The following is a 25,341-nucleotide window of genomic DNA, read 5'->3' on the forward strand; positions in this document are numbered from 1 at the left end:
GTATTATATGGATAACTCGTGCTTAAAAGTTAAAGCACCAGGAAAACTTATGATTGCTGGAGAATATGCTGTATTGGAAAAGAAACAGAAATCAATAGTAATAGCTGTTAATCGTTATATAACAGCTGAGATAGAAAAGAATAAAGAGAATAGTATTACTATTTTAAATATGGATTTAAAAGATATTACATGGCATATAGATAAAGAAGTAGAATTTAATATATTTGATTCACGATTAGAATTTATTAAAAATGCTATTTTTATTGCTATTAAATATTTAAAAGAAAACTCTATAACACTTAAAAAATTTAAATTAAAAATTGAGAGTGAACTTAATGATGATATGACAAATAAAAAATATGGATTAGGTTCCAGTGCAGCTATTGTTGTTTCAGTAATTTCAGCTATATTAAGTTTTCATTCTGAAAAAAAAGTAGAATACTCCCTTGATGATATTTTTAAACTTTCAGTTATTGCCCACTTAAAAACTCAAAAAAGTGGTTCAGGAGCTGATATTGCAGCTGCTGTTTATGGAGGATGGATAGAGTATTCTGCATTTGATGGAAAATGGGTTTTAGATAAATTGTATAATAACAAAAATTTAATGAATATAATAAAAATGCCATGGTCTAATTTACTTATAAATAAAATTTCACCTCCAGAATCTCTAAAATTAGTTATAGGGTGGACAAAAAAGCCTGCAAAAACAGCACCAATGATTGAAAAGTTGCAACAATTTAAACAAAGAAATAGAAAAAGTTATAATAATTTTTTAAGAGAAAGTTCTATTGCAGTAGATAAATTAATCTATAGTTTTAATGAAAATAATTATGAAAAAGCAATCGATAGCCTTATGCAAAATCGAAAAGCACTTCAAAAATTATCTTATGACGCTAAAATGAATATTGAAACAGACAAATTAAAAGATTTATGTGATATAGCTGAAAAATTTGGAAGTAGTAAATCTTCAGGAGCGGGAGGAGGAGACTGTGGTATAGCTTTTATAAAGTCAGAAGAACAAGTAAAAGAGCTGTACAAATTATGGAAGGAAAATGATATTATTCCCTTAAATTTAAAAGTATCAAAAAATGGTGTATCTATAAATTTGTGATATAATAAATATAAAATATATGATAATAATTTATCAGTTATCTTAACTGGTATTTAATATCATATAAAATTTAGTAGTGAAAAATACATAAAAGAAAGGAGTATTTGCATATGGAAAAGTTTAGATTAGATAAATCAGAAGTAGTATTATTAATAATTGATATACAAGAGAAACTTGCACCTGCAATGAAGTATAAAGATAAAGTAGTTAATAATACAAAAGTACTTTTATCTACTGCTGAGAAAATGAATATTCCAGTTATAATTACTGAACAATATCCTAAAGGATTAGGATCAACTTTAAAGGAATTACAAAGTGACTTGAAACAAGACTATATATTAGAAAAAGTTCATTTTTCAGCATATAGATCTGAGTTGAAATCATATTTAAATAAAATCAACAAAAAAAAGGTTATCGTAGTAGGAATGGAAACTCATATATGCGTATTTCAAACAGTTAGGGATTTGTTAGAAGATAATTATTATGTATACATAGCAAATGATGGAGTGGCATCTAGAACAAAAGAAAATTATCTAAATGGATTAGACTTGATGAATCAAATGGGAGCTATTATTACAAACACTGAAACAATTGTATTTGATTTATTAAAGAAATCTACAGATCCTGAATTTAAGTCACTATCAAAAATGATTAAGTAAAGTATCAATTAAAATAAGTCTAAAAATGGTATTTAGGATATCCTAAATACCATTAAATATTTGCGCCATTAATAGCTACATATTGATTGAAAACATCAAACTTTTTACCAGACCATTGTAATCCAGTTTGAATATAACCTAAGGAATCGGCATTATATAGTCCTGCGATTCTTTGATATCCTATAAGTTCATATATGCCATCTGAATCAAAGTCTATAGGATAAAGTCCACTTAATGGATTCACAAAACCTTCTATTTCAGATTTAAGTTTGCCATTAGAATCATAAATTTCATTTAAATAATCCTGACCTTTATATGATATATCAATTATATATTTAATTTTATTTGTAACATTTATAACTTCAACTTTATAAAAATCTTTATATATTACTTTATAGTTATAAGTTTCATTGAATATATTATAATCAAATAATAATTTAGGTATATTATTTATATCTGAATATATATAATAATACATAATTCCTCCACTTCCACCAGATGCAATACTTATAAGTATATCCTTTACTCCATCTCCAGTGAAATCTCTAAGGATAATAGTAGGATCATATCCAGCATTAGATTTAAGAGACACATAGTTTCTCATACCTGTTTTACCATCTTGAATCACTAAAGTAATATTTTGTACAAATGGACTGTCTATAGTTTTTATTCCAGTCAGATATATATTATCTGGTATTCTATCACCAGTTACATCTCCACGTGCATATGAAATTATCATAAAAATTCCTCCAAACAATTTGATTTTATAATAGTATATGATTCAATAAATCATATGTGATGAGATGAACTAAATTGAATATTATATTTTGTTTAGTTATAATAAAATAAAATATGTATAATTGAAAGTAGTGATTTAATTGGCACCATTTATAAAATGCTTACTTTGTGGTTCTAAAACAAACTTATTTTATGAAACTGAAAATAAAGAATATTATCAATGTAATAATTGCTTTTCTATAATGTTAGATCCCGCATATTATTTAACTGATGAAGAAGAAAAGAAAAGATATGAAGCTCATAATAATGATATATATGATTCTGGATATCAAAATTTTGTTTCCCCTATTGTTCAAGGAGTTAAAAATAATTATAATATAAATCATATAGGGTTAGACTATGGAGCAGGTACTGGTCCTGTTATAACTAAACTTTTAGAAGAAGAAGGATTTAATATAGAGTTATATGACCCTTTTTTTCATAACTATTCTAATAAGCTTTATAAAAAATATGATTATATTATTTGTTGTGAAGTAATGGAGCATTTTCATAATCCATATGATGAATTTAATAAATTAAGTAAAATATTAAAAAAAGGTGGCAGTATATTTTGCATGACTAATTTGTATGATAATAGTATAAATTTTGATAGTTGGTATTATAAAAATGACAATACTCATGTGTTTTTTTATCACAAAAAAGGTTTGGAATATATAAAAGATGAATTTGACTTTTTAAATATAAAAATTGATAATAATTTTATAAAATTTATAAGTAAGAACTGATTAGCCATATGACTAATCAGTTCTTATTTGTAGTATTTTTATTCATCAGCCTCAGCATCTGATTTAGTCTTATGAATAGTACCATATGGATGTTGTGGAGGTGCATAAATAGAATATAATTTAATCGGTTCACATCCTGTGTTAATAAGGTTATGCCATTTTCCTGCAGGTATTATAAATGCATAATCATCATAAACATTTTTTCTGAAATATAAATTATCTTTTTTATCTCCCATTAATACAAGTCCTTGACCTTCCTCTATTCTCACAAATTGATCAAGGTTTGGGTGAATTTCTAAACCTATATCTTCTCCAGGTTTTATCTCCATTAAAGTTAATTGCAAATGTTCTCCTGTCCATAAGGCAGTCCTAAAGTTAGTATTTTGTTTAGTTATATCTTCAATATTAACAACAAAAGGATTAGGACCATAGTCTTTTAATTCATAATATTTGTCGTGATTTTTATCACCCATTGGATCATTCCAATAATTGTAAGTATAGTTGTGATAAGGATTATAATTATATGGTCTAGAACAATAAGGACATACATAATATCTATAATATTTATTCATATATTTCATTCCTTTCTTTATAGTATAAGATTATTATATGTTAAATAATAAAAATAGGTGATTTAGTACTATTTACTGTTAATATTAGTTACAGTATAATTTTATTAAATATAAATATTTTACTTATAAACTATATTTACTTAAATAAAACCTAGAATGATTATTTAATTATGGGAAAACCTATTAATATGAATAAAAATATTTATTTTGAGGTGATTTCATAATGTTTAAACCTAATCAAGTATTATTCGAAAAAGAAGCTCTAGAGTATCCTTTAGGGAAAGAAATATATGATAAGTTTAAAAAAGAAAATATTCAAATAGTTAAATTAAATTCAAATAGAGTACCAAGCATAAAGTCAGATGATTTAAAAGAAAAATACAGTAAAGCTAAACAAACATTAGTAATTGGTGTGAGAAGAAGTTTTAAATTTCAAACATGTAAGCCATCAGCTCATTATCAATTACCGCTTGTAACTGGATGCATGGGGCAATGTGAGTATTGTTATTTAAATACAAGATTTGGAAATAAACCTTATATAAGAACTTATGTAAATGTAGAAGAAATACTTGATCAAGCAAAAAAATATATTGAAAAAAGGGAAGGAGTCACTATTTTTGAAGGTGCAGCTACCTCAGATCCTTTGCCAGTAGAACCTTATACCCATGGACTAAAAAAATCAATTGATTATTTTTCTAGAATTCCTAATGCTAGATTTAGATTTGTAACAAAATATAATAATATTAATAGTCTTTTAGATTTGGATCACAAAGGCCATACAACTATTAGATTTAGTTTAAATACTGAAAAAATTATAAAAAATCATGAGCATTTTACTTCATCAGCAAAAAAAAGGATTGAGGCTGCATCTAAAATATATAAAGCAGGATATCCTTTAGGATTTATCATAGCACCTGTATTTTTATATGATGGTTGGAAAAATGAATATAGAAAGTTAATTGAAGATATATCTAAATCAATAGAACCTAATAATTCAAATGATATTACTTTTGAAATTATATCTCACAGGTATACACTTAAAGCCAAAGAAGTAATTACTAAAATATTTCCTGATACAACTCTTCCTATGAAAGAAGAAGATAGAAGGTTTAAATATGGTCAATTTGGTTATGGAAAATATATGTATACTAAGGAACAAATAAATGAAATACAAGAATTTTTCACAAAAGAAATTAGTAGAATTTTTACAGACAAAAGTATTAAATATATTATTTAATACTTTAATATATTTAAAGGGGACATAATTATATGAGAGAATTAGATGAAATGGTATTAAATATAGTAGACAGTCCTGAAAAATTTGATAATTTTATAAATAAATATGAAAATTTCATATTGAAAAGTGCCTCAAAAATCTCAAAAAAATACATATCAAAAAATGATGATGAGTGGTCAATTGCATTAGCAGAATTTTCTAAAGCTATAAAAGAATATGACTATAAAAAGGGAAGCTTCATTTCTTTTGCAGAATTATTAATACGTAGAAATATTATTGATTATTATAAAAAACAAAATAAATATAACTCAGAAATACAAGTTGAATGGATTGAAGATGCTGCAATTATGGAAGACAATTCACATAATTTGAAGTTGGAAATTCAATCAATAGCAGAAGTCTTCAAAAATTATGGTTTTAAATTCAATAACCTTATAAAGAGCTCACCAAAGGCAAAAAAAACAAAAGTTGCATGTGCTAAAGCTGTTGCTTATTTATTAAAGAATCCTATATTAATTGAAGAGATGAGAAATAAAAAACAGTTATGTGTAAAAATTATTAAAAAAAATGTTGGAATACCCCGAAAAACTTTAGAACGACATCGTAAGTATATAATAGCAGCAACTGAAATAATGAATGGAGATTATCCTTATCTCTCAGAATATTTAGGTTATATTAAAGAGGAGTTGGAAATATGAGGGCAGTTGTAGTCGAAATAAAATTTGGACATGCTATATTACTGCAGGATGATGGAACTGTAGTAAAAAGAAAAAATAAAAATTATACGATAGGAGATGTTATTTACATGGAAGAGAATAAAACTTTCACAAAAGGTAAAATAAGTGCTATAGTAGCAATTGCAGCGATGTTTGTAATGATGATAGGTGGTGGAGTATGGGCATATGCAACACCTTACTACTATGTAAGTTTAGATGTTAATCCTAGTGTTTTAATGGAAGTTAATAGATTTGAAAATGTTATCGGCATGGAAGCTGTGAATGAAGATGCAGAAAAAGTTTTAGAAGGAGTAGATTTAAAAAATCAAAATATAGAAGATGCAATTTCTAATGCAGTTGAAAAAATTTCTGAAAATGGATATTTTGATGGTGAGGGTGGAAATATTTTAATTTCATCATCTTCAAAAAATAGTAAAAAATCAGAAAAACTTTCTAAAAAGTTAATGGAAATAACTCAAAAACAAGTTACTGATGGTCATATAAAAGCTGAAATTGAATCTAAGACTTTAGGTTATGAAATGGTAAGAGAAGCGAAAAAATTAGGAATTACACCTGGAAAATATAATATTATTACAAATTTACTTGGTGAAGAAGTAGGAGATAATGCAAATGAATCCATTAAAGATTTAATGAAAAGATACATATCTTTAAAAGGTGAAGATGATATAGATGATGAAGATGATATAGATGATGAAGATGATATAGACGATGAAGATGATATAGATGATGAAGATAAATTAGAGGAAGCAAGGGAAAGAGCCGAAGAAAAAGCTGAAAGAGAAAGAGAGAAAGCAGAGGAAGCAAGGGAAAGAGCTGAAGAAAAAGCTGAAAGAGAAAGAGAAAAAGCAGAGGAAGCAAGGGAAAGAGCTGAAGAAAAAGCTGAGAGAGAAAGGGAAAAAGCAGATAAAGCAAAGGAAAGAGCCGAAGAAAAAGCTGAAAGAGAAAGAGAAAAGACAGATAAAGCAAAGGAAAGAGCTGAAGAAGATGAAGAAGACGAATATGAAGATTAAAAATGAGAATAATTTAAAAATAAAGCATCAATCAATTGATTGATGCTTTATTTTTTGTTTCACAATATTAATATATTCCATATTTTTTAGTGTTATTATCCATAAATAGAGGAAGCTTAGGTGGAAAAAAAGTAAAAAAAGAAAGTATAAATCCAAATGATATAAAGCCTATAAATCCTAAAATATTAGCTTTTTTATTTATATTTGTTTTTAGAACTTTAATACTTATTAATTGACATAGGACAGCTCCTATTATGAAAGATAATATATCAACTATAAGTGATGATTTATTAAAAATTAAGTGATAAGAATAATATATAAGTAATATAGTAATTTCCATAGATAATATTCCTAGAAGTTTCCCAAGAAAAAAGCTATTAGTTTTAGGTTTTAAAAATTTATACTCTATAGGAATATAAAATAATAGTGAAAAATACCCTAACTTAAGATGCTCCCAAACACTTTCATTAACTGGTGAAAATAAGGCAACAAATTTTGAATTTCCTGACCATTCGTATGTAAAATGAAGCAAAGAACCTATTATTATAATCCAAAATATACCTATAATTTCCCACTTTTTAATTAGATCTAATTTATTCATATCTTGAACCTCTTTTCATTTTTTAAAATATATTATATCCTTAATAATAATATTTATAATATAATAATATTATTATATTATAAATATTGATAGAACACCCTTAATAAGGGTATGTATTTATACATAAGGAGTGATAATTATGGATAATAATAAAAATAAAAATCAGAAAACCTCTACTGGCTTAGATCAAAATGTTGCTGCAATGTTATCTTATATTTTAGGATTTATTACAGGCATAATATTTCTTGTAATTGAGAAAGAAAATAAATTTGTGCGATTTCATGCAATGCAATCAATAGTTGTTTTTGGTGCACTATTTGTAATAGGATTTTTTATAGCATGGGTTCCAATAATAGGAGCGTTAATAGGAGCTTTAATGAGTCCTATAACTTTAGTTATATGGATTATACTTGTAATGAAATCATATAAAAATGAATGGTATGAATTCCCTATAGCTGGTAAAATAGCTAAAGAACAAGTTGAAAAAATTAATTTATAAATTATGTTAAATAGATATGGAAAATAATAAAAATAATTTAAACAGCCAAAGTCTGATGAAATATCAGACTTTGGCTGTTTACTTTTCATCTTAACAGAGTATATTTATTAATATATCTCATTTCATACTAAGTTATTATACAATGTGCATTTCATATAATATATATATAATTTATGATATAATATTAATTTGTAGAATGCTACATAGGAGGTTTAATATGGTTAGAATTTTAATAGTTGACGATGAAAAGGAAATAGCTGATTTATTAGAATTTTATCTCCAAAATGAGGGGTATGATATATTAAAAGTTAATAGTGGTGAGGAAGCTTTGCAGATTATTAACAATCATAAAATTGACTTAGCTATTTTAGATGTTATGTTACCGGATATTGATGGATTTAGTATTCTAAAGCAAATTAGAGAAAAATATTTTTATCCGGTCATTATGTTGACAGCTAAAGTTGAGAATATGGATAAAATAATGGGATTAACTATAGGGGCTGATGACTATATAACTAAACCATTCAATCCTCTTGAACTTATTGCTAGAGTAAAAACCCAAATTAGAAGGACTAAGTTATATAATAAAGATATTGAACCAGATTCTATTGATATTAATGGATTGTATATTAATAAAAATTCTCATAAAGTAAATCTTTACGGAAAAGAAATTGATCTTACTCCTTTAGAATACAATATTTTATTGTATCTTGCTAAGAATAGAGGAAATGTTATTTCTTCTGAGAAACTTTTTACTAATGTTTGGGGAGAAAGATATTTAGATAATAACAATACAGTGATGGCCCATATTGCAAGATTAAGGGAAAAGCTAAACGAGGATGCTAGAAAACCAAAATTTATAAAAACAGTTTGGGGAGTAGGTTATATAATTGAATAATTACTATAAACATTTCTATAAAAAAATTGCATTAAAATTTGTTATTTGGTCTAGCATATATACTGTTATTATGTTATTATTATTTTTTTTATTTAAGGAAATTTTAAGTGGAAAAACATATTTTGGATATGAACTCATGTACCCTTTTTATCATTGGGCAAATAATAATAAGGTACTTTTAATATTTCTAGTCTTATCAATGGGTTATGCTTTTATAGGTTTTGCATTATTTAATAAAACTATTAAATATATGGATGAGATTGTAAGCTCTATTGATCAAATTTATAGAAAAGATGATACGTTAATTTCTCTTTCAGGAGATTTAAAAGATGTAACTGAAAAGATGAATAGTATAAAGTTTAATTTAAGAGAAAATGAGAAAATAGCTAGGGATTCTGAAAAAAGGAAAAATGATTTGATAATTTATTTAGCTCATGATTTAAAAACTCCTCTGACTTCTATTCTTGGATATTTATCAATACTTAAGGATGAACATGATTTAAATGATAATTTCAGGAAAAAATATTTGCAAATTGTATACGATAAATCGGAGAGATTAGAAGACTTAATCAATGAATTTTTTGAGATCACTCGTTATAACCTAAAGGACATTAATTTAGAAAAATCAAAGATTGATTTTGGAATTATGATGGAACAGATTATTTATGAATTTAAGCCTTTATTAAGTCATAAAAATCTTACCATTAATAGCGATATTCAAAGCAATGTTATTATAAATATTGATACTGGTAAAATGGAAAGAGTCATAGATAATGTTATTAGAAATTCTATTAATTATTCTTATGAAAATACTGATATAAATATATCTATGAATAAAATTGATGATTTTATAAAAATAAAAGTAACAAATAATGGACCTACAATTCCTAAGGCTAAGTTGGATAATATATTTGAGGAGTTTTACAGACTTGATTATGCTAGGAGTACTAAAAGTGGAGGAGCTGGACTTGGACTTGCTATTGCAAAATCAATAGTTAAGGCCCATGGTGGAAGTATTAATGCCAAAAGTCAAAATGAATATATTGAAATTAATATAAAAATTCCTGTTTGATTTTTGTAAGAAAATCGTAAGTATTTAATAATAAAAAACGAAAATACTGCACATCATTTTCTGGTATCATTATATCAGAAAGTGAGGTGCATTTTTAATAATGATTATAATAAGTATATGGAAAAGTAGGAGATACATATGTTAAAAATTAAAAGGAATTTAAAATTTCTAGTTATTGCTATGTTTTTTATATTTATACTTACAATAATGTTAGGTAAATTTTGGAATATGGATTCTAATTTTAAAAGAATTCTTGGAAAGTCTGATGATAACTATACTAGTAAATATATTTATGTATTAAATAGAGAAGATAAGAGTGTAGAATATGAAAAAAATGTTAAAACTAGAGCATATCCTGCATCTCTTACAAAAATTATGACAACAATTGTTGCACTTGAACATATTGATGATTTATCAAAATCTGTTAAGGTAGATGTCAAAACTTACAAGAAAATGGTTGAAAATAATTCTTCTATGGCAGGTTTTTACGGTAGAGAAGCAGTAACATACAGAGATCTTCTATATGGAACTATTTTAAGTTCTGGGGGAGAAGCTGCAAATTCTCTTGCTGTTAATTTAGCAGGTTCAGTTGAAGATTTTGTCAGTCTTATGAATGAAAAAGCTTCTGAAATTGGGCTCAAAGATACACACTTTACAAATCCAGAAGGTCTTCATGATAATAATCAATATACTACAGCATATGATATGGCTCACCTTTTAGATTATGCTTTAGATAATGGTGACTTTAAAGCAATTTTTACTAAAAAAACTTTTAAAACAACATCTACATTAGATCATCCTGATGGAATACTTTTAAGGTCAACTGTTCTTTCAAAACTTGATAATTTAAATAAAGAAGGATTTGAAATTATAGGAGGAAAGTCAGGAACGACCTATGAAGCAGGTATGTGTTGGGCAACTCTTGGAATAAAAGATAATCAAGAATACATATCTGTAGTTATGGGAGCAGATCTAAAAGATATTAGAAATCCAGATATGATGCAGATAGATGATACTATTAAACTCTTCAAAAGAATTAACTAATTTATCTTAATGAATCTGTAGCAATATTATATTTTGGTTATTTTGAAATGTTAATCTTTACAATATCCTTTGCAATATATAAATTATTTTTCAAAAATAGCTTGACTTATTTTAATATACTTGTTACTATCTAAGTATATTAAATAATCGAATAAATGCTCATATAAGTTCCATAATAAGGTTGGAACGTTTCTACTAGGTGACCGATAATCATCTGTCTATGAGCGAGAGTGTGCCTAGGGTTCCGAAGAATTTTCTTGCTGGTCCAAGCGGCACAAATACTTAAGTATTACACCGAAGGGATAAAAGCCCAGACGGGTAGGTTTCGCTCGAAACCTACCCGTCTGGGCTTTTTTAACTTTTATTTAGTAAAAATAAAAATTATAGGAGGGATTGTTATCAAGCTTATTTATGAAGGTAAAACTAAAGATGTATATGAATTAGATAGTGATAAAGTATTATTAAAATTCAAGGATGATGTTACAGGAAATGATGGAGTATTTGATCCAGGTGCTAATACTGTAGGACTTAGTATAGAAGGCATGGGTAATTTAGGACTAAGGCTTACAAAGTTTTTCTTTGAAAAATTAAATGATATGGATATTCCTACTCATTATGTGGATTCAGATTTAGATAATCAAAATATGACAGTATTAAAGGCTAAACCATTTGGTAAAGGTGTAGAAGTAATTTGTAGATACAAAGCTGTAGGGAGTTTTATTAGAAGATATGGTATGTATATAGAAGAAGGACAAGAATTAGATGCTTATGTAGAAATCACTTTAAAAGATGATGAAAGAAATGATCCTTTAATAACTGATGAAGCATTAGAAATGTTAAATATAATGACTAAAAAAGAATATGAAATTTTAACAAGTCTTACTAGAAAAATTAGTAAAGTAATAAAAGATGAACTTTCTAAAAAAGATTTAGAATTATATGATATAAAATTAGAATTTGGGAGAGTAGGTAATGATAATCACATAGCTCTTATAGATGAGATATCAGCAGGTAATATGAGAGTCTATAGAGATGGCAAATATATAGAACCATTTGAATTAGGTAAAATAATATTAAGTTAATAGAAATGCTCATATAAGTCTCATAATATGGTTGGGACGTTTCTACTAAATGACCGATAATCATTTGTCTATGAGTGAGAGTGTGTCTAGGGTTCCGAAAGTTACTTTGCTGGTCCAAGCGACACAGATACTTCTGTATTACACCGAAGGGATAAAAGCCCAGGCGGGTAGGTTTCACTCGAAATCTGCCCGTCTGGGCTTTTATCTTAAAGGAGGAAAATATGAAATATAGTAGAGTATTTATTGAAAAAAAACAAGGATTTAATTCAGAGTCTAAAAATCTTTTAGAAGAGTTTAAAAATTATTTAGAGATTAAAAAGTTAGAAGACGTTAGGGTTATAAATGTTTATGATTTAGTAAATGCAAATGAGAAAGAGGAAAAAGAAATTATAGAAAAGTTTCTATATGAACCTGAAATAGATAACCTATATAAGGAATTAAATATTAGTGAAGATGAAAAAGTATTTAGAATAGAAGATTTAAAAGGGCAATACAACAAAAGAGAGTTTTTTTCAAATAAGATTATAAATACTCTTTTTCCAGATAAAGATATAAAAATTTTGCAATCAAAAGTAATAATATTAAAAGGTATAAATGATGAAGAATTTAAAATTATTAAAGATTATCATATAAATCCAATAGAAGTAGCAGAGATTTCTTTAGATAAGTTTACTTTTATGGAGGAAAAAGAAAAGGCAAATGATATTGAAATAATAGATGGATTTATAGATTTCAACGAAGAAAAAATGAAGGAATTTAAAGATGATTATGGTATAGGATTAGATTTAGAAGATTTATTATTTACTAAAAAATATTTTAAAGATGAAAATAGAAATCCATACATTACAGAAATAAAACTAATAGATACTTACTGGTCTGACCATTGTAGACATACTACATTTATGACAGAAATCAAAGATATAAAATTCAATGAAGGAACATATAAGGAAGTTTTTGAAGAAGCTTTAAAGAAATATTTATCTTCTAGACATTACACTTATAAAGATCAAGATAAAGCTATATCTTTAATGGATTTAGCTACTATAAATATGAAAGAATTAAAGAAAAAAGGACTTTTAGAAGATAAAGAACAAACAGATGAAGTAAATGCAGCAAGTATAGAAATAGATGTAGATATTGATGGTAAAGCTGAAAAATGGTTACTAATGTTTAAAAATGAAACTCATAATCATCCTACAGAAATGGAACCATTTGGAGGTGCTGCTACTTGTCTTGGAGGAGGAATTAGAGATCCACTATCTGGTAGAAGTTATGTATATCAAGCAATGAGAATTACAGGTTCAGCTGATCCTAGAAAAAAATATGATGAAACTTTAAAAGGGAAATTACCTCAAAGAAAAATAACTAAAACTGCTATGAAAGGATATAGCTCATATGGAAATGAAATAGGTGCAAGTACTGGATATGTAAGAGAAATTTATGATGAAGGATTTTTAGCAAAGAGAATGGAATGTGGTGCATTAGTTGCAGCTGCTCCTAAAGAATGGGTTTATAGAGGTAATCCAAGTGATGGAGATTTAGTGCTTTTAGTAGGTGGGAGAACTGGGAGAGATGGACTTGGAGGAGCTGTAGGTTCATCTAAAGAACATACAGAAAAATCACTTCATACAAGTGGAGCAGAAGTACAAAAAGGTGATCCTTCTTTAGAAAGAAAGATAATAAGATTATTTAGAAAAGAAAATGTATCTAAGATGATAAAAAAATGTAATGATTTTGGAGCAGGAGGAGTAGGAGTTGCAATAGGAGAATTAGCCGATGGATTAACTATAGAATTAGACAATGTAAAATTAAAATATCCTGGTCTTGATGGAACTGAAATAGCTCTTTCTGAATCTCAAGAAAGAATGGCTGTTTTAATAGATAAAAATAATTTAGATAAATTTTTAAAAGAAATAAATAAAGAGGATTTAGAAGCTACTGTAATAGCTAAAGTTACAGAAGAAAGAATATTAAAAATGTTATGGAAAGATAAAGAAATAGTAAATATTAAAAGGGACTTTTTAGATACAAATGGCATAAGAAAAAATACTAAAGTGGAAGTAGAAAATCCTTCTAATAATAGTTATTTAGAAGAAATTCCAAATAAGTTAAATAATAAATCCAAAATGGATAGTTTAAAAATGACTCTTAAAGATATTAATAATTCTAGTCAAAAAGGACTTTTAGAAAACTTTGATACCACAGTGGGAGGAACTACTGTACTGATGCCTTATGGAGGAAAATATATGTTAAGTCCTATAGAAGGAATGGTATCAAAAATACCGGTTCTAGAAGGTGAAACTTCTACTTGTTCTATAATGACTTATGGATATGAACCAAAACTCTCCAGATGGAGTCCATTTCATGGAGGATATTATGCAGTAATAGAATCTATTGCAAAAGTAGTAGCTTTAGGAGGAGATTATAGAAATATCAAACTAACATTTCAAGAATACTTTGAAAGATTAGGAGAAAATCCTATTAAATGGGGTAAGCCTTTTTCAGCTTTACTTGGAGCATATTTAGTTCAAAGGGAACTTGATATAGCAAGTATAGGTGGAAAAGATAGTATGAGTGGTACATTTGAAGATATTGATGTTCCCCCTACACTTATAAGTTTTGGAGTAACAACTGAAAAGTTAGAAAATATCGTATCAAATGAATTTAAATATGAAAATAGCAATGTATTATTAATTCCTTTAGAAATAAATGATAAAGGTCTAATAGATTTTAAAGAATTAAAAAAGAATTATAGAAAAGTTAAAGAACTAATTAATAATAAAAAAATAAAAGCTATCCAAAGCATAAAAGAAGGTGGAATAGCTAGAACTATTTGTGAAATGGCCTTTGGAAATAAAATAGGTTTCAAATTTAATGATATAGAAAAGGAAAAATTATTTAGACCTTTATTTGGATCCTTAGTAATTGAAATATCAAAAGAAGAAGATATAGAAAAATTATTTCAAGATGTAGACTATGAAATATTAGGTGAAACTATAAATGAAAGTAAAATTTATATAGATAATGATAATGAATCTATAGATGAACTTATAAATATATGGGAAAGTCCTTTAAAAGATATATTCCCTGTAAAAAATAAAACTTTAAAAGAAAAAATAGAAATAAAAAGTGATAAAAAAATTATATTTAAATCTAATAAATCCATAAAACCTAAAATATTGATACCTATATTTACAGGAACTCATGGGGAATATACTTTAGCTAATTCTTTTAAGGAAGCTGGAGGTGAAGTAGATACTTTTGTATTTAAGTTTTCTAATAAAGTTAGTGTAGAAGATTCTTTTAAGGAATTAAAAAAAAGGATAGAGAAAAGTCAAATCATTGCCTTTCCTCATGGAGCTATATTTGGTGGTGAACCTGAAACTGGTGGAAAACTTATTAAATATATTTTAAATGAAGATTATATAAAAGAAGAAATACAAAACCATTTAAATTTAAGAGATGGACTTATTCTTGGAATAGGTGATGGTTTTCAAGGTCTTATTAAATCAGGGTTAATAATTGATTCAGTAACTTTAGCAGAAAATGAAAGTGGGGAATTTATATCTACTACGTGCGATATAGTGGTAGAAAATAATTCATCTCCTTGGTTTAATTCTATGAATATAGGAGATATTTACACAGCACCAGTAGCTACAAAAGAAGGAAGATTGATTTTAACAGATGGAAATAATTTAAGTGAACAAATAGCAACAACATTTTCAAATGAAAATCCTACTGGATCTTTAGGAAATATAGAATCCTTAACAAGTAAAGATGGAAGAATACTTGGAACAATTTCTTCTATTGATAGAATTCACAAAGACTTATATAAAAATATAGAAATAAAAGGAACAAATAATATATTTAAATCAGGAGTTAAATATTTTGATTAGGAGGTAATGTAAATGAAAGTAAGCGTAATAATGGGAAGTATTTCAGATAAAGAGATAGCTAAAAAGACAATAGGAATTTTAGAGAAATTTAATATTGAATATGAGGTAAAGGTAATTTCAGCCCATAGAACACCAGATAAGGCAGTGAAATTTGTTAAAGATGCTGAAGAAAATAATACAGAAGTAATTATAGCTATAGCAGGTAAAGCAGCTCATTTAGCAGGAGTTTTAGCAGGACTTAGCACATTACCTGTAATTGGTATTCCTGCAAAATCATCTACTATGGATGGATTAGATTCTTTACTTTCTACAGTTCAAATGCCAAAAGGAGTACCTGTAGCAACTGTTGCAATTAATGGTGGAGAAAATGCAGGGTTACTTGCAGTACAAATGCTATCAATTAAATATCCAAAATTAAAAGAAGCATTAAAGGAATATAAATTGGAATTAAAAAAACAAGTTGAAGAAATGAATGAATCTCTAAACTTTTAAGGGGGGGTTATTTTGAGTGGTGTTTTAGGTATTTATGGAAAAGATATAGAAGAAATCTCAGGTATGATGTACTATGGCCTCTATGCTCTTCAGCATAGAGGGCAAGTTAGTACTGGAATTGCAATAAATAATAATGGATTTATAGATTATCACAAAGATATGGGGCTTGTAAATGAAGTATTTGAAAAAGAAATTTTAAATAGATTTAGAGGAAACATTTGTATTGGACATGTAAGATATGCTTTTTCAGATGAAGAAAAGAATAGAAAAAATACAGAACCTTTAGTAGTAGGATATAGAAAAGGAGCTTTAGCATTAGCACATGATGGTAAAATAGCAAATTATCTAGAGTTAAAACACAAATTAGAAGATGATGGAACTATATTTCAAACAGATTTAGATGCAGAATTGATAGCCAATTTAATAGCAAGACATCATAAAGATAATGTAGAAGATGCTATAAAAAATGCTTTGGAGAAATTAAAAGGTTCTTTTTCAATAGCTATAATGACGAATGATAAATTAATAGGAGCAAGAGGTCCTTTTGGTATTAAACCATTATCTATTGGAAAATTAAGAGAGAACTATATATTATCTTCAGAAACATGTGCCTTTGATACCATAGGAGCAGAATTTATTAGACATGTAGAGCCAGGTGAGATAGTAGTAATTGATGATGAAGGTATTAAAAGTATATATAAGAAATCTAAAAAAAGAGCCTTATGTTTATTTGAAAGTATATATTTTGCTAGACCTGATAGTGAAATAGATGGAAAAAGCATTTATCTATCTAGAATTAAAGCAGGAAAAACTCTTTTTAAAGAATCAAAAATAGATGCAGATATAGTAATAGGTGCACCAGACTCTGGAATTATAGCTGCAATAGGATATGCAGAAGAGTCAAAAATTCCATATGCAGAGGGATTAATTAAAAATAGATATGTAGGAAGAACATTTATTAGCCCTACAAAAGAATTACGAGAACAAGGTGTAAAGATTAAATTAAATCCTTTAAAAGAAAATATAGTAGGTAAAAAAGTAATATTAGTAGACGATTCTATTGTGAGAGGAACCACAATAAAACAAACTGTAAAGATGTTAAAAGATGCAGGAGCAAAAGAAGTTCATGTAAGAATTGCATCTCCTAGAGTAACTCATTCCTGTCATTTAGGAATGGATACTCCAAATAAAGATAATTTAATAGGTGCAAATAAAACTCCTGAAGAAATAACAGAAATAATAGGTGCAGATTCATTATATTTCTTATCATTAGAAGGATTATTACAATCTGTAGGTGAAAATAATGGATTTTGTAAGGGATGCTTTACAGGTAAATACCCAATAGAAAGGATGGATTAATATGGCTTTAACATATAAGGATGCTGGAGTAGATAAACAAGCAGGATATAAACAAATTAGTTTAATAAAAAGTCTTATTAAAAATACTCATACAAAAGATGTAGTATCTGAATTAGGGGGATTTTCTGGCTTATTTGGATTAGACATTAAAGATTATAAAAGCCCTGTACTAGCATCTGGCACAGATGGTGTAGGAACTAAACTTAAAATAGCCTTCATGATGGATAAGCATGAAACTATAGGTGAAGATTGTGTAGCTATGTGTGCAAATGACATATTATGTCAAGGTGCAAAACCGTTGTTTTTCTTAGATTATATATCTACTGGAAAACTTATACCAGAAAAAATGGCAAGTATAGTAAAAGGGGTGTCACAAGGTTGTATCAAGGCAGGATCAGCTCTAATAGGTGGAGAAACAGCCGAAATGCCAGGACTTTATGAAGAGGATGAATATGATTTAGCAGGTTTTTGTGTTGGCATAGTTGACAAAGAAAATATAATTAATGGAATGGAGATAAAAGAAGGAGATATTGTAATAGGACTTCCTTCTAATGGACTACACAGTAATGGATATTCATTAGTTAGAAAAATAGTATTTGAAAAAGAAAAATTAAAAATTGATAGCTTTATAGATGAGTTGGAAACTACTATAGGAGAAGAATTATTAAAACCTACTCGTATATATAAAGAACCAGTATTAAATTTAATAGAAAAAATTAATATAAAAGGAATAGCTCATATCACAGGTGGAGGATTATATGAAAATGTTCCAAGAATTTTACCTAAAGGATTAACTGCTCATATGGATATTTCTAAAATAGATACTCCAGTCATATTTGATCTATTACAAAAATGGGGTGACATTAGTATTGGTGAAATGTATTCTACTTTTAATATGGGAATTGGAATGGTAATTGTAATTTCAAAGGATGAATTAATAAAAACTGAAAATTTATTAAATTACTTAAATGAAAAATATTATATTTTAGGAGAAATTAAAAAAGGTGATGAAGGAGTAGTACTGTGCTAAAAATAGGAGTTTTAATTTCAGGCAGCGGCACAAATCTTCAAGCTATATTTGAAACAATAGAAAATGAAAATATAAATGCAAAAGTAGAATTAGTAATATCAAATAAAAAAGATGCTTATGGACTTAAAAGAGCTAAATCAAGAGGAATAAAATCCTTGTATTTAGATTATAAGGATTTTAATAATATGGAGGACTATGATTTAAAATTAATAGAAGAATTTAAAGAAAGAGATATAGAATTAATAGTTTTAGCAGGATATTTAAAAGTTTTATCTAGTAATTTTATTGAAGCTTTTAAAAATAAAATAATAAATATACATCCTTCATTACTACCAAGCTTTGGAGGAAAAGGATGTTATGGAGAAAAAGTACATGAAAAAGTATTAAATTATGGATGTAAATATAGTGGAGCTACAGTACATTTTGTAGATAATGGAGTAGATACAGGTCCTATAATATTACAAAAAATAGTTGAAATAGATGAAGATGAAACTATAAATAGCTTAAAACAAAAAGTACTTACTATAGAACATGAGATATTACCTATGGCAGTAAAATTATTTGCTGAAGAAAGAATTGTTTTAAATAGTAGGAAAGTAAAAATATTGGGGGAGATGAAATGAAAAGAGCTTTAATAAGTGTATATGACAAGGAAGGTATAGTAGAATTTGCCTCTTCTCTTAAAAAATTAGGTTGGGAAATAATATCAACTGGTGGTACAAAAAAATTATTAAGCAAGTCAGATATAGATGTGTTAGAAGTACAAGATATAACTAAATTTCCAGAAATATTAGATGGTAGGGTAAAGACCTTAAATCCATATATACATGGAGGGTTACTTTTTAAAAGAGAAAATAAAGAACATATAGAAACTATTGAAGAAATGGGAATAGAATCAATAGATATAGTAGTAAATAATCTGTATCCATTTGAAGAAACTATAAAAAATACAGATGCAAGTCATGAAGATATAATAGAAAATATAGATATAGGTGGACCATCTATGATTAGAGCTGCTGCAAAAAATTATAAAGATGTAACAGTTATAGTGGACCCAAAAGATTATAATTTAGTTTTACAAGAACTTAATAATAATAATGAAACAAGTCTTTCAACTAGAAGATACTTAGCTAGAAAAGTATTTAATTATACTTCATATTATGATACTTTAATTTCTAATTATTTTAATAAATTAGAAGATTTAAAGTTTCCACAAAATATTACTTTTTGCTATAAATCTAAGAAAGATTTAAGATATGGAGAAAATCCTCATCAAAATGCAGCATTTTATGAAGAAATAAATGAAACTAAAGGTACTTTAGCAAATGGAAATCAAATTCATGGAAAAGAATTGTCTTTTAATAATATAAATGATTCAAATGGAGCATTAAAGATATTAAAAGAATTTGATGAACCTACTATAGTAGGAGTAAAACACGCTAATCCCAGTGGTATAGGGAGTAGTGAAAAAATAGAAGATGCATATGTAAAAGCTTATGAATGCGATACAAAATCAATATTTGGAGGTATTATAGCTTCTAATAGAGAGATAAACAAAGAAATTGCAGAGAAAATAAATGAAATTTTTATAGAAGTAGTACTTGCTCCTTCATTTAGTAATGAATCTTTAGATATACTTACTAAAAAGAAAAATATAAGACTTATAGAGATAAAGGATATAATGAAAAAAAATTATAATGAATTTGATATAAAGAAAGTTTTAGGTGGAATACTTATTCAAGAAAAGGATAATAAACTTTTATTAGATGATATACAAATTGTAAGTAAAAGAAAGCCAAATGAACAAGAATTAGAAGATTTATTATTTGCATTTAAATCAGCAAAACATATTAATTCTAATGGAGTTGTAATAGCAAAAAATAAAGCAACTATTGGTATAGGACTAGGGGAAGTCAATAGAGTTTGGGCGGTAGAAAATGCAATAAATAGAGCAAAGAATAAGGTTTCTGGAAGTGTTATAGCTTCAGATGGATTTTTCCCATTTAGAGATTCAATAGAGATACTTGCAAAAGCAGGTGTAAAGGCTATTATTCAACCTGGAGGCTCTATGAGGGATGAAGAAGTAATAGAAGAAGTAAATAAAAATAATATGATAATGGTATTTACAGGTATTAGACATTTCAAACATTAATTAGGGGGTTAATATGAATATATTAGTCATAGGTAGTGGAGGACGTGAACATGCTTTATGCTGGAAGATTAGTAAATCTAACAAAGTAAAAAAGATATATTGTGCTCCAGGTAATGGAGGAACTTTAGAAGTTGCTGAAAATGTAGATATAGAACCTAATGATATAGATTCAATACTGGAATTTGCATTAGATAACAAAATAGATTTAACAGTTGTAGGACCAGAAGAGCCACTTGCATTAGGTATAGTAGATAAATTCAAAGAAAATAATTTGAAAATATTTGGGCCTAATAAAAAATCTAGTCAATTAGAAGCTAGTAAGGAATTCTCTAAAAAATTTATGGAGAAATATAATATACCAACAGCTAAATATAAATCCTTTTTAGAATATGATGAAGCAGTAAAAGGAATAAAAGAGTTTACTTACCCCCTTGTAATAAAAGCAGATGGATTATGTCTAGGAAAAGGAGTTATAATTTGTGAGAATGAAACAGAGGCTTTAAATACTCTAAAAGATATATTGGAGAAAAAAATATATGGAAAAGAGGGAGAGAAAGTAATCATAGAAGAATTTTTAGAAGGAACAGAAGCATCTCTTCTTTGTTTTGTATCTGGAAATGATATAATTCCAATGGAAAGTGCAAGGGACTATAAAAAAATCTTTGATGGAGATAAGGGACTTAATACAGGAGGCATAGGGGCATATTCACCGAATGAATTATTTACAGAGGAATTAAAGGATAAGATAGAAAAACAAGTATTACAAAAGATTAGTAGAGGATTAAAAGAAGAAGAACTGGAGTATAGTGGCATATTATTTATTGGATTTATTTTAAAAGAATCTGATATTAAGGTATTGGAATTTAATGTGAGGTTTGGGGATCCAGAAACAGAAGTATTAATGCCAAGACTTAAAAGTGATTTAATAGATATATTTGAAAAAACAATAGATAATAAAATAGTAGAAAATGATTTATTGTGGAGTAATAATTCCTGTGTTACAGTAGTTACTACTTCAAATGGTTATCCTAAAAAGTATAAAAAAGAAATTTCAATTACAGGAACAGAAGATATAAATAAATCTTTAATACTTTTTCATAATGGTACAAAATATAATAATAGAGATTTAGTTACCAATGGTGGTAGAGTTTTAAGTATTACTTCTTTGGAATCTAATACGGCTGAAGCTAGAGAAAAAATTTATGAAGAGATATCTAAGATTTATTATAATGGAATGTATTTTAGAAAAGATATTGCTTATAAATAAAAAAACGGACTCTTAGAGTCCGTTTTTATTCTATGAAAGCATTGATTTTATAAACCATAAGTTTTTACTATATCCTGAAACGTGATCTTCAAACATAGCTACTACTTCAAAATCATTTTCTTCATCAGCAGAGTTTCTGATTTCTGTAGCTAAATTTTTCATTAATTCTAAATCACCTTTAACAATTTCAAGAACTTCATCAATAGAGAATTGTTCTTTATCTGATTCTTTTACAGAAGCATTGTCTAAATAATCTTTTATTTTAACTAATGGTTTTTGATCTTTCATCTTTAAGATTTCTGCTACTTCATCATATTTTTCAAAGAAATCTTCATATAGTGATTCAGTAAACTCATGTACCTGCACAAATTGTTTACCTACCACATTCCAATGTAAATTGTGAAACTTTATATTTAAAACAGCTAAATTTGATAAATATTCATTTAATTTTTTTATATCTTTCATTGTAACCTCCTCAAATTTTTAAAAATTTCTTTCATAATTATACTACCCAATATCTAAAATACTTAAACAATATTTTATAAATTAAATCATTATAGAGTGTAAGTATAGTATTTATATATCTAGAATGAATAATGAAAATTTTACCGGGTATAAATTTTTTAAGATGAAATTAAAAAGGAGTGCTAAAGATGAATAAAAACTATGGTAAATTTTTTGGTATGATTGCAACTTCTGCAATATTTATGTTTATAGTTATGTATCTTAACACTTATAAATTTGATCATATTTTCTTCAGTGAAGAAAGACTATATATGACTATACTTTCTACTTCAGTAATGGCAGTTGTTATGCTATTATTTATGCTACATATGCTTAAGAATAAGAAAATGAATATAGCTATTGTAGTTGTTAGTGTGTTAGTATTTACTTCATCATTATTTTTAATGAGAAATCAAACTACAATGGATGATGAAGACTATATGGAAGGTATGATACCTCACCATTCTATAGCTATACTTACTAGTGAACGTGCTAATATATCAGATCCTAGAGTTAGAAAATTAGCTGATGAGATAATTAAAGCACAAAGAAAAGAAATTGCAGAAATGAAAAAATTAATAGAAGATATTAAAAATGAAGATTAGTCAATGTAAAAAGCTATCTAAAATTTAAATTTTAGATAGCTTTTTATATTGACTATGAAAAATTTCTATGCTAATCTATTTCAGTATGAGAAATACAACTTTAAATCTAAAGGGGCGCTTATATATGTTACATGAATTTTCACGTACAGAAATGCTTATAGGAACTGAAGGATTAGAAAAATTAAAGAAAAGTACTATAGCTGTCTTTGGAATAGGTGGAGTAGGTACTTTTGCAGTAGAAGGACTTGCAAGAAGTGGGGTAGGAAAATTTATACTTGTAGATGACGATGATATTTGTCTTACAAATATAAATAGACAAATACATGCAACAAGAGAAACTGTTGGAAAATCAAAAGTACAAACTATGAAAAATAGAATACAAGAAATAAATCCTAAAGCAGAAGTAATTTGTTTTCATGAATTATATAATAGTGAAAGTGCAGAAAAGCTTTTGTTTGATAAATTTGACTATGTAGTTGATGCTATAGATATGGTTTCTTCTAAATTGGATTTAATAGAAAGATGCAATAAGAAAGGGATTCCAATTATAAGTAGTATGGGAGCAGGAAACAAATTAAACCCTACAATGTTAGAGGTGTCTAATATTTATAAAACTTCTATTTGTCCATTAGCAAGAGTCATGAGAAAAGAACTTAAAAGAAAAGGAATTAAAAAATTAAAAGTAGTATATTCAAAAGAAAAACCTATAACACCTAAACAATTAGTGGGAAATTGTAAAACAGATTGTATATGTCCTAATAAAGATAGAACATGTGCTGAAAGAAGGCAAATTCCTGGAAGTACTTCTTTTGTGCCACCAGTAGCAGGTTTAATCATTGCTTCAGAGGTAGTTAAAGATATAATTAAATAAATTTTATTTAAAAGCTAGAAATTTTCTGGCTTTTTTTATTGCGTAAAAATAAATTTTATTAATAAAGAGGTAGAAATAGATAATATAATATATAAAATGTCAACATTATTTATTGGAAATATACATAGAGTTATAAAGGTAGACAATTTAGAAAAACTACAGAAAAAACATTATTATGTGGAACAGGTGCAGCTGGAATAGAAATATAAAAGTGAATATATATATGATAGGAGGTGAATTAGAAGTATAAATAATAGATGATGAAGTGTATTTAATAGGTTCTTTTGATTTTATTTGTAAATGATACTTTAATTATTAATAGGAGGTAAAAAATGATTAATATAGCTATAAATGGTTGTAATGGGAAGATGGGTTTGGTATTAACTAATATGATAAAGGAAAGTGAAAATATAAGAGTTATTTCTGGAATAGATAGAAATCCTGAAAAGTCAAATAGAGAATATCCAATATATAAAGAAATATGGGATATGAAAGAAGAAATTGATGCTATAATTGATTTTTCACATTATAGTAATTTGAACAATCTATTAGATTATGGAATTAAAAATAATATACCTTTAGTAATAGCTACATCAGGATTTATACAAAAGGATGAAAAGTTAATAGAAGAAGCTTCTAAGGAAATTCCTATACTATATTCAAAGAATATGTCTTTAGGGATAAATATATTGGTTGAATTAGCTAAAAATATATCTAATATACTAGGTGAAAATTTTGATATAGAAATTATTGAAAAACATCATAATACTAAAGTAGATGCACCTAGTGGTACTGCTTGTATGATAGCTGATGAAATTAATAAGTCATTTAATAATACTAAAAACTATGTTTTTGGAAGAAAAGGTCATAAGCAGTTAAGAACAAAAAATGAAATTGGCATACATTCTATAAGAGGTGGAACCATGTCAGGAGAGCATACTGTATTATTTTCTGGATTAGATGAAATGATAGAAATAAAACATACTGCAATTACCAAAAACATATTTGCATTAGGAGCTATTAAAGGAGTTAAATTTGTAATAAATAAGAAAAATGGATTATATTCCATGTTAGATATTTTTAACTTTATAGAAAGCAATTAAACATAAGAGGTGAAATG

25 protein-coding genes and 2 riboswitches are annotated in these 25,341 nt (G+C 26.8%); of the genes, 21 read left to right on the forward strand and 4 right to left on the reverse strand.

All coding sequences use genetic code 11. The features are described 5' to 3' along the window. Positions 1–7: 7 nt before the first annotated feature. Positions 8–1,111: a phosphomevalonate kinase gene (locus tag E0D94_RS05120; RefSeq protein ID WP_165442873.1), complete on the forward strand. Its 1,104-nt coding sequence runs from the start codon at positions 8–10 to the stop codon at positions 1,109–1,111. Positions 1,112–1,221: 110 nt separating this feature from the next. Beyond that, positions 1,222–1,770 carry an isochorismatase family protein gene (locus tag E0D94_RS05125; protein ID WP_130806212.1) on the forward strand — a complete coding sequence of 183 codons (549 nt, stop codon included), beginning with the start codon at positions 1,222–1,224 and terminating at the stop codon, positions 1,768–1,770. Between the two features lie 52 nt (positions 1,771–1,822). Here the strand turns inward: E0D94_RS05125 and E0D94_RS05130 are convergent, their stop codons facing one another. Beyond that, entirely contained in the window at positions 1,823–2,509 is a 687-nt protein-coding gene (locus E0D94_RS05130) for a VCBS repeat-containing protein (protein WP_130806213.1), read from the reverse strand. 139 nt (positions 2,510–2,648) lie between these two features. Between E0D94_RS05130 and E0D94_RS05135 the strand changes: the two genes are divergently transcribed. Next, the gene (locus tag E0D94_RS05135; protein WP_207289644.1) at positions 2,649–3,293 is read left to right on the forward strand and encodes a class I SAM-dependent methyltransferase; all 645 of its coding nucleotides are present in this window, start codon (positions 2,649–2,651) and stop codon (positions 3,291–3,293) included. Between the two features lie 38 nt (positions 3,294–3,331). Here E0D94_RS05135 and E0D94_RS05140 read toward each other — a convergent pair whose 3' ends face one another. Next, complete coding sequence (locus tag E0D94_RS05140) at positions 3,332–3,865, reverse strand: cupin domain-containing protein (RefSeq protein WP_242620483.1); 534 nt, start codon at positions 3,863–3,865, stop codon at positions 3,332–3,334. A 223-nt stretch (positions 3,866–4,088) separates the two neighbouring features. On the opposite strand from E0D94_RS05140, the gene splB reads away from it, so the two are divergent. From splB to E0D94_RS05155, 3 genes are read left to right on the forward strand one after another with little or no spacing between them, the layout of a single operon-like run. Continuing rightward, complete coding sequence (gene splB / locus E0D94_RS05145) at positions 4,089–5,102, forward strand: spore photoproduct lyase (protein WP_130806215.1); 1,014 nt, start codon at positions 4,089–4,091, stop codon at positions 5,100–5,102. 32 nt (positions 5,103–5,134) lie between these two features. Then, on the forward strand, positions 5,135–5,800 hold the full coding sequence (locus E0D94_RS05150) for a sigma factor (protein ID WP_130806216.1): 666 nt from the start codon (positions 5,135–5,137) through the stop codon (positions 5,798–5,800). Next, positions 5,797–6,849, forward strand: coding sequence for an anti-sigma-I factor RsgI family protein (locus E0D94_RS05155; protein ID WP_130806217.1), 1,053 nt, complete (start codon positions 5,797–5,799; stop codon positions 6,847–6,849). The genes E0D94_RS05150 and E0D94_RS05155 overlap by 4 nt, the downstream gene beginning before the upstream one ends. A gap of 67 nt (positions 6,850–6,916) precedes the next feature. Here E0D94_RS05155 and E0D94_RS05160 read toward each other — a convergent pair whose 3' ends face one another. Further along, positions 6,917–7,450 carry a DUF6512 family protein gene (locus tag E0D94_RS05160; RefSeq protein WP_130806218.1) on the reverse strand — a complete coding sequence of 178 codons (534 nt, stop codon included), beginning with the start codon at positions 7,448–7,450 and terminating at the stop codon, positions 6,917–6,919. A gap of 139 nt (positions 7,451–7,589) precedes the next feature. Here E0D94_RS05160 and E0D94_RS05165 point away from each other — a divergent pair, with 139 nt between their 5' ends. From E0D94_RS05165 to purD, 12 genes are all read left to right on the forward strand, one after another. After that, on the forward strand, positions 7,590–7,949 hold the full coding sequence (locus E0D94_RS05165) for a DUF4870 domain-containing protein (RefSeq protein WP_130806219.1): 360 nt from the start codon (positions 7,590–7,592) through the stop codon (positions 7,947–7,949). Between the two features lie 217 nt (positions 7,950–8,166). Beyond that, positions 8,167–8,847, forward strand: a complete 681-nt coding sequence (gene vanR, locus E0D94_RS05170) for a VanR-ABDEGLN family response regulator transcription factor (RefSeq protein WP_130806220.1) — start codon at positions 8,167–8,169, stop codon at positions 8,845–8,847. Continuing rightward, positions 8,840–9,919, forward strand: a complete 1,080-nt coding sequence (locus E0D94_RS05175) for a sensor histidine kinase (protein WP_130806221.1) — start codon at positions 8,840–8,842, stop codon at positions 9,917–9,919. The genes vanR and E0D94_RS05175 overlap by 8 nt, the downstream gene beginning before the upstream one ends. A gap of 138 nt (positions 9,920–10,057) precedes the next feature. After that, a complete protein-coding gene (locus E0D94_RS05180) occupies positions 10,058–10,963 on the forward strand; it encodes a D-alanyl-D-alanine carboxypeptidase family protein (protein ID WP_207289646.1) in 906 nt (301 codons plus the stop codon). 139 nt (positions 10,964–11,102) lie between these two features. After that, positions 11,103–11,204: riboswitch (purine riboswitch) on the forward strand. Between the two features lie 157 nt (positions 11,205–11,361). Next, positions 11,362–12,045, forward strand: coding sequence for a phosphoribosylaminoimidazolesuccinocarboxamide synthase (locus E0D94_RS05185; RefSeq protein WP_130807353.1), 684 nt, complete (start codon positions 11,362–11,364; stop codon positions 12,043–12,045). Continuing rightward, a riboswitch (purine riboswitch) is annotated at positions 12,035–12,136 on the forward strand. Its footprint overlaps the gene before it by 11 nt. Positions 12,137–12,266: 130 nt before the next feature. Then, the gene (locus E0D94_RS05190) at positions 12,267–15,941 is read left to right on the forward strand and encodes a phosphoribosylformylglycinamidine synthase (protein WP_130806223.1); all 3,675 of its coding nucleotides are present in this window, start codon (positions 12,267–12,269) and stop codon (positions 15,939–15,941) included. Between the two features lie 12 nt (positions 15,942–15,953). Further along, positions 15,954–16,433, forward strand: coding sequence for a 5-(carboxyamino)imidazole ribonucleotide mutase (gene purE, locus E0D94_RS05195; RefSeq protein WP_130806224.1), 480 nt, complete (start codon positions 15,954–15,956; stop codon positions 16,431–16,433). Between the two features lie 12 nt (positions 16,434–16,445). Continuing rightward, on the forward strand, positions 16,446–17,792 hold the full coding sequence (purF, locus tag E0D94_RS05200) for an amidophosphoribosyltransferase (protein WP_242620484.1): 1,347 nt from the start codon (positions 16,446–16,448) through the stop codon (positions 17,790–17,792). Between the two features lies 1 nt (position 17,793). Then, positions 17,794–18,822 carry a phosphoribosylformylglycinamidine cyclo-ligase gene (gene purM / locus E0D94_RS05205; RefSeq protein ID WP_130806225.1) on the forward strand — a complete coding sequence of 343 codons (1,029 nt, stop codon included), beginning with the start codon at positions 17,794–17,796 and terminating at the stop codon, positions 18,820–18,822. Next, positions 18,816–19,445, forward strand: coding sequence for a phosphoribosylglycinamide formyltransferase (gene purN / locus E0D94_RS05210; protein WP_130806226.1), 630 nt, complete (start codon positions 18,816–18,818; stop codon positions 19,443–19,445). Before purM ends, purN begins: the two co-directional genes overlap by 7 nt. Then, complete coding sequence (gene purH / locus E0D94_RS05215; protein WP_130806227.1) at positions 19,442–20,974, forward strand: bifunctional phosphoribosylaminoimidazolecarboxamide formyltransferase/IMP cyclohydrolase; 1,533 nt, start codon at positions 19,442–19,444, stop codon at positions 20,972–20,974. Before purN ends, purH begins: the two co-directional genes overlap by 4 nt. 13 nt (positions 20,975–20,987) lie before the next feature. Next, a complete protein-coding gene (gene purD / locus E0D94_RS05220; protein ID WP_130806228.1) occupies positions 20,988–22,241 on the forward strand; it encodes a phosphoribosylamine--glycine ligase in 1,254 nt (417 codons plus the stop codon). 30 nt (positions 22,242–22,271) lie between these two features. Here purD and E0D94_RS05225 read toward each other — a convergent pair whose 3' ends face one another. Then, on the reverse strand, positions 22,272–22,706 hold the full coding sequence (locus E0D94_RS05225; RefSeq protein ID WP_130806229.1) for a Dps family protein: 435 nt from the start codon (positions 22,704–22,706) through the stop codon (positions 22,272–22,274). 188 nt (positions 22,707–22,894) lie between these two features. On the opposite strand from E0D94_RS05225, the gene E0D94_RS05230 reads away from it, so the two are divergent. The 3 genes from E0D94_RS05230 to dapB all read left to right on the forward strand — a co-directional run bounded on the left by E0D94_RS05230 (position 22,895) and on the right by dapB (position 25,324). Then, positions 22,895–23,350, forward strand: coding sequence for a DUF305 domain-containing protein (locus E0D94_RS05230; protein ID WP_130806230.1), 456 nt, complete (start codon positions 22,895–22,897; stop codon positions 23,348–23,350). 124 nt (positions 23,351–23,474) lie between these two features. Further along, a complete protein-coding gene (locus tag E0D94_RS05235; protein ID WP_130806231.1) occupies positions 23,475–24,221 on the forward strand; it encodes a tRNA threonylcarbamoyladenosine dehydratase in 747 nt (248 codons plus the stop codon). A gap of 332 nt (positions 24,222–24,553) precedes the next feature. Continuing rightward, positions 24,554–25,324 (forward strand): 4-hydroxy-tetrahydrodipicolinate reductase, encoded by a 771-nt coding sequence (gene dapB / locus E0D94_RS05240; protein ID WP_130806232.1) that lies wholly within the window; start codon positions 24,554–24,556, stop codon positions 25,322–25,324. Positions 25,325–25,341: the final 17 nt, after the last annotated feature.

The organism is Senegalia massiliensis (assembly GCF_900626135.1).
GTDB lineage: Bacteria > Bacillota > Clostridia > Tissierellales > SIT17 > Anaeromonas > Anaeromonas massiliensis.

Coding starts and splice junctions, on each gene's coding strand:
- E0D94_RS05130 (WP_130806213.1), bottom strand. CDS start 2,509: ATGATAATTTCATATGCACGTGGAGATGTAACTGGTGATAGAATACCA.
- E0D94_RS05225 (WP_130806229.1), bottom strand. CDS start 22,706: ATGAAAGATATAAAAAAATTAAATGAATATTTATCAAATTTAGCTGTT.
- E0D94_RS05125 (WP_130806212.1), top strand. CDS start 1,222: ATGGAAAAGTTTAGATTAGATAAATCAGAAGTAGTATTATTAATAATT.
- purD (WP_130806228.1), top strand. CDS start 20,988: ATGAATATATTAGTCATAGGTAGTGGAGGACGTGAACATGCTTTATGC.
- E0D94_RS05155 (WP_130806217.1), top strand. CDS start 5,797: ATGAGGGCAGTTGTAGTCGAAATAAAATTTGGACATGCTATATTACTG.
- E0D94_RS05140 (WP_242620483.1), bottom strand. CDS start 3,865: ATGAATAAATATTATAGATATTATGTATGTCCTTATTGTTCTAGACCA.
- purH (WP_130806227.1), top strand. CDS start 19,442: ATGAAAAGAGCTTTAATAAGTGTATATGACAAGGAAGGTATAGTAGAA.
- splB (WP_130806215.1), top strand. CDS start 4,089: ATGTTTAAACCTAATCAAGTATTATTCGAAAAAGAAGCTCTAGAGTAT.
- E0D94_RS05150 (WP_130806216.1), top strand. CDS start 5,135: ATGAGAGAATTAGATGAAATGGTATTAAATATAGTAGACAGTCCTGAA.
- dapB (WP_130806232.1), top strand. CDS start 24,554: ATGATTAATATAGCTATAAATGGTTGTAATGGGAAGATGGGTTTGGTA.
- E0D94_RS05165 (WP_130806219.1), top strand. CDS start 7,590: ATGGATAATAATAAAAATAAAAATCAGAAAACCTCTACTGGCTTAGAT.
- vanR (WP_130806220.1), top strand. CDS start 8,167: ATGGTTAGAATTTTAATAGTTGACGATGAAAAGGAAATAGCTGATTTA.
- E0D94_RS05230 (WP_130806230.1), top strand. CDS start 22,895: ATGAATAAAAACTATGGTAAATTTTTTGGTATGATTGCAACTTCTGCA.
- E0D94_RS05160 (WP_130806218.1), bottom strand. CDS start 7,450: ATGAATAAATTAGATCTAATTAAAAAGTGGGAAATTATAGGTATATTT.
- purM (WP_130806225.1), top strand. CDS start 17,794: ATGGCTTTAACATATAAGGATGCTGGAGTAGATAAACAAGCAGGATAT.
- E0D94_RS05180 (WP_207289646.1), top strand. CDS start 10,058: ATGTTAAAAATTAAAAGGAATTTAAAATTTCTAGTTATTGCTATGTTT.
- E0D94_RS05190 (WP_130806223.1), top strand. CDS start 12,267: ATGAAATATAGTAGAGTATTTATTGAAAAAAAACAAGGATTTAATTCA.
- purE (WP_130806224.1), top strand. CDS start 15,954: ATGAAAGTAAGCGTAATAATGGGAAGTATTTCAGATAAAGAGATAGCT.
- E0D94_RS05120 (WP_165442873.1), top strand. CDS start 8: ATGGATAACTCGTGCTTAAAAGTTAAAGCACCAGGAAAACTTATGATT.
- E0D94_RS05235 (WP_130806231.1), top strand. CDS start 23,475: ATGTTACATGAATTTTCACGTACAGAAATGCTTATAGGAACTGAAGGA.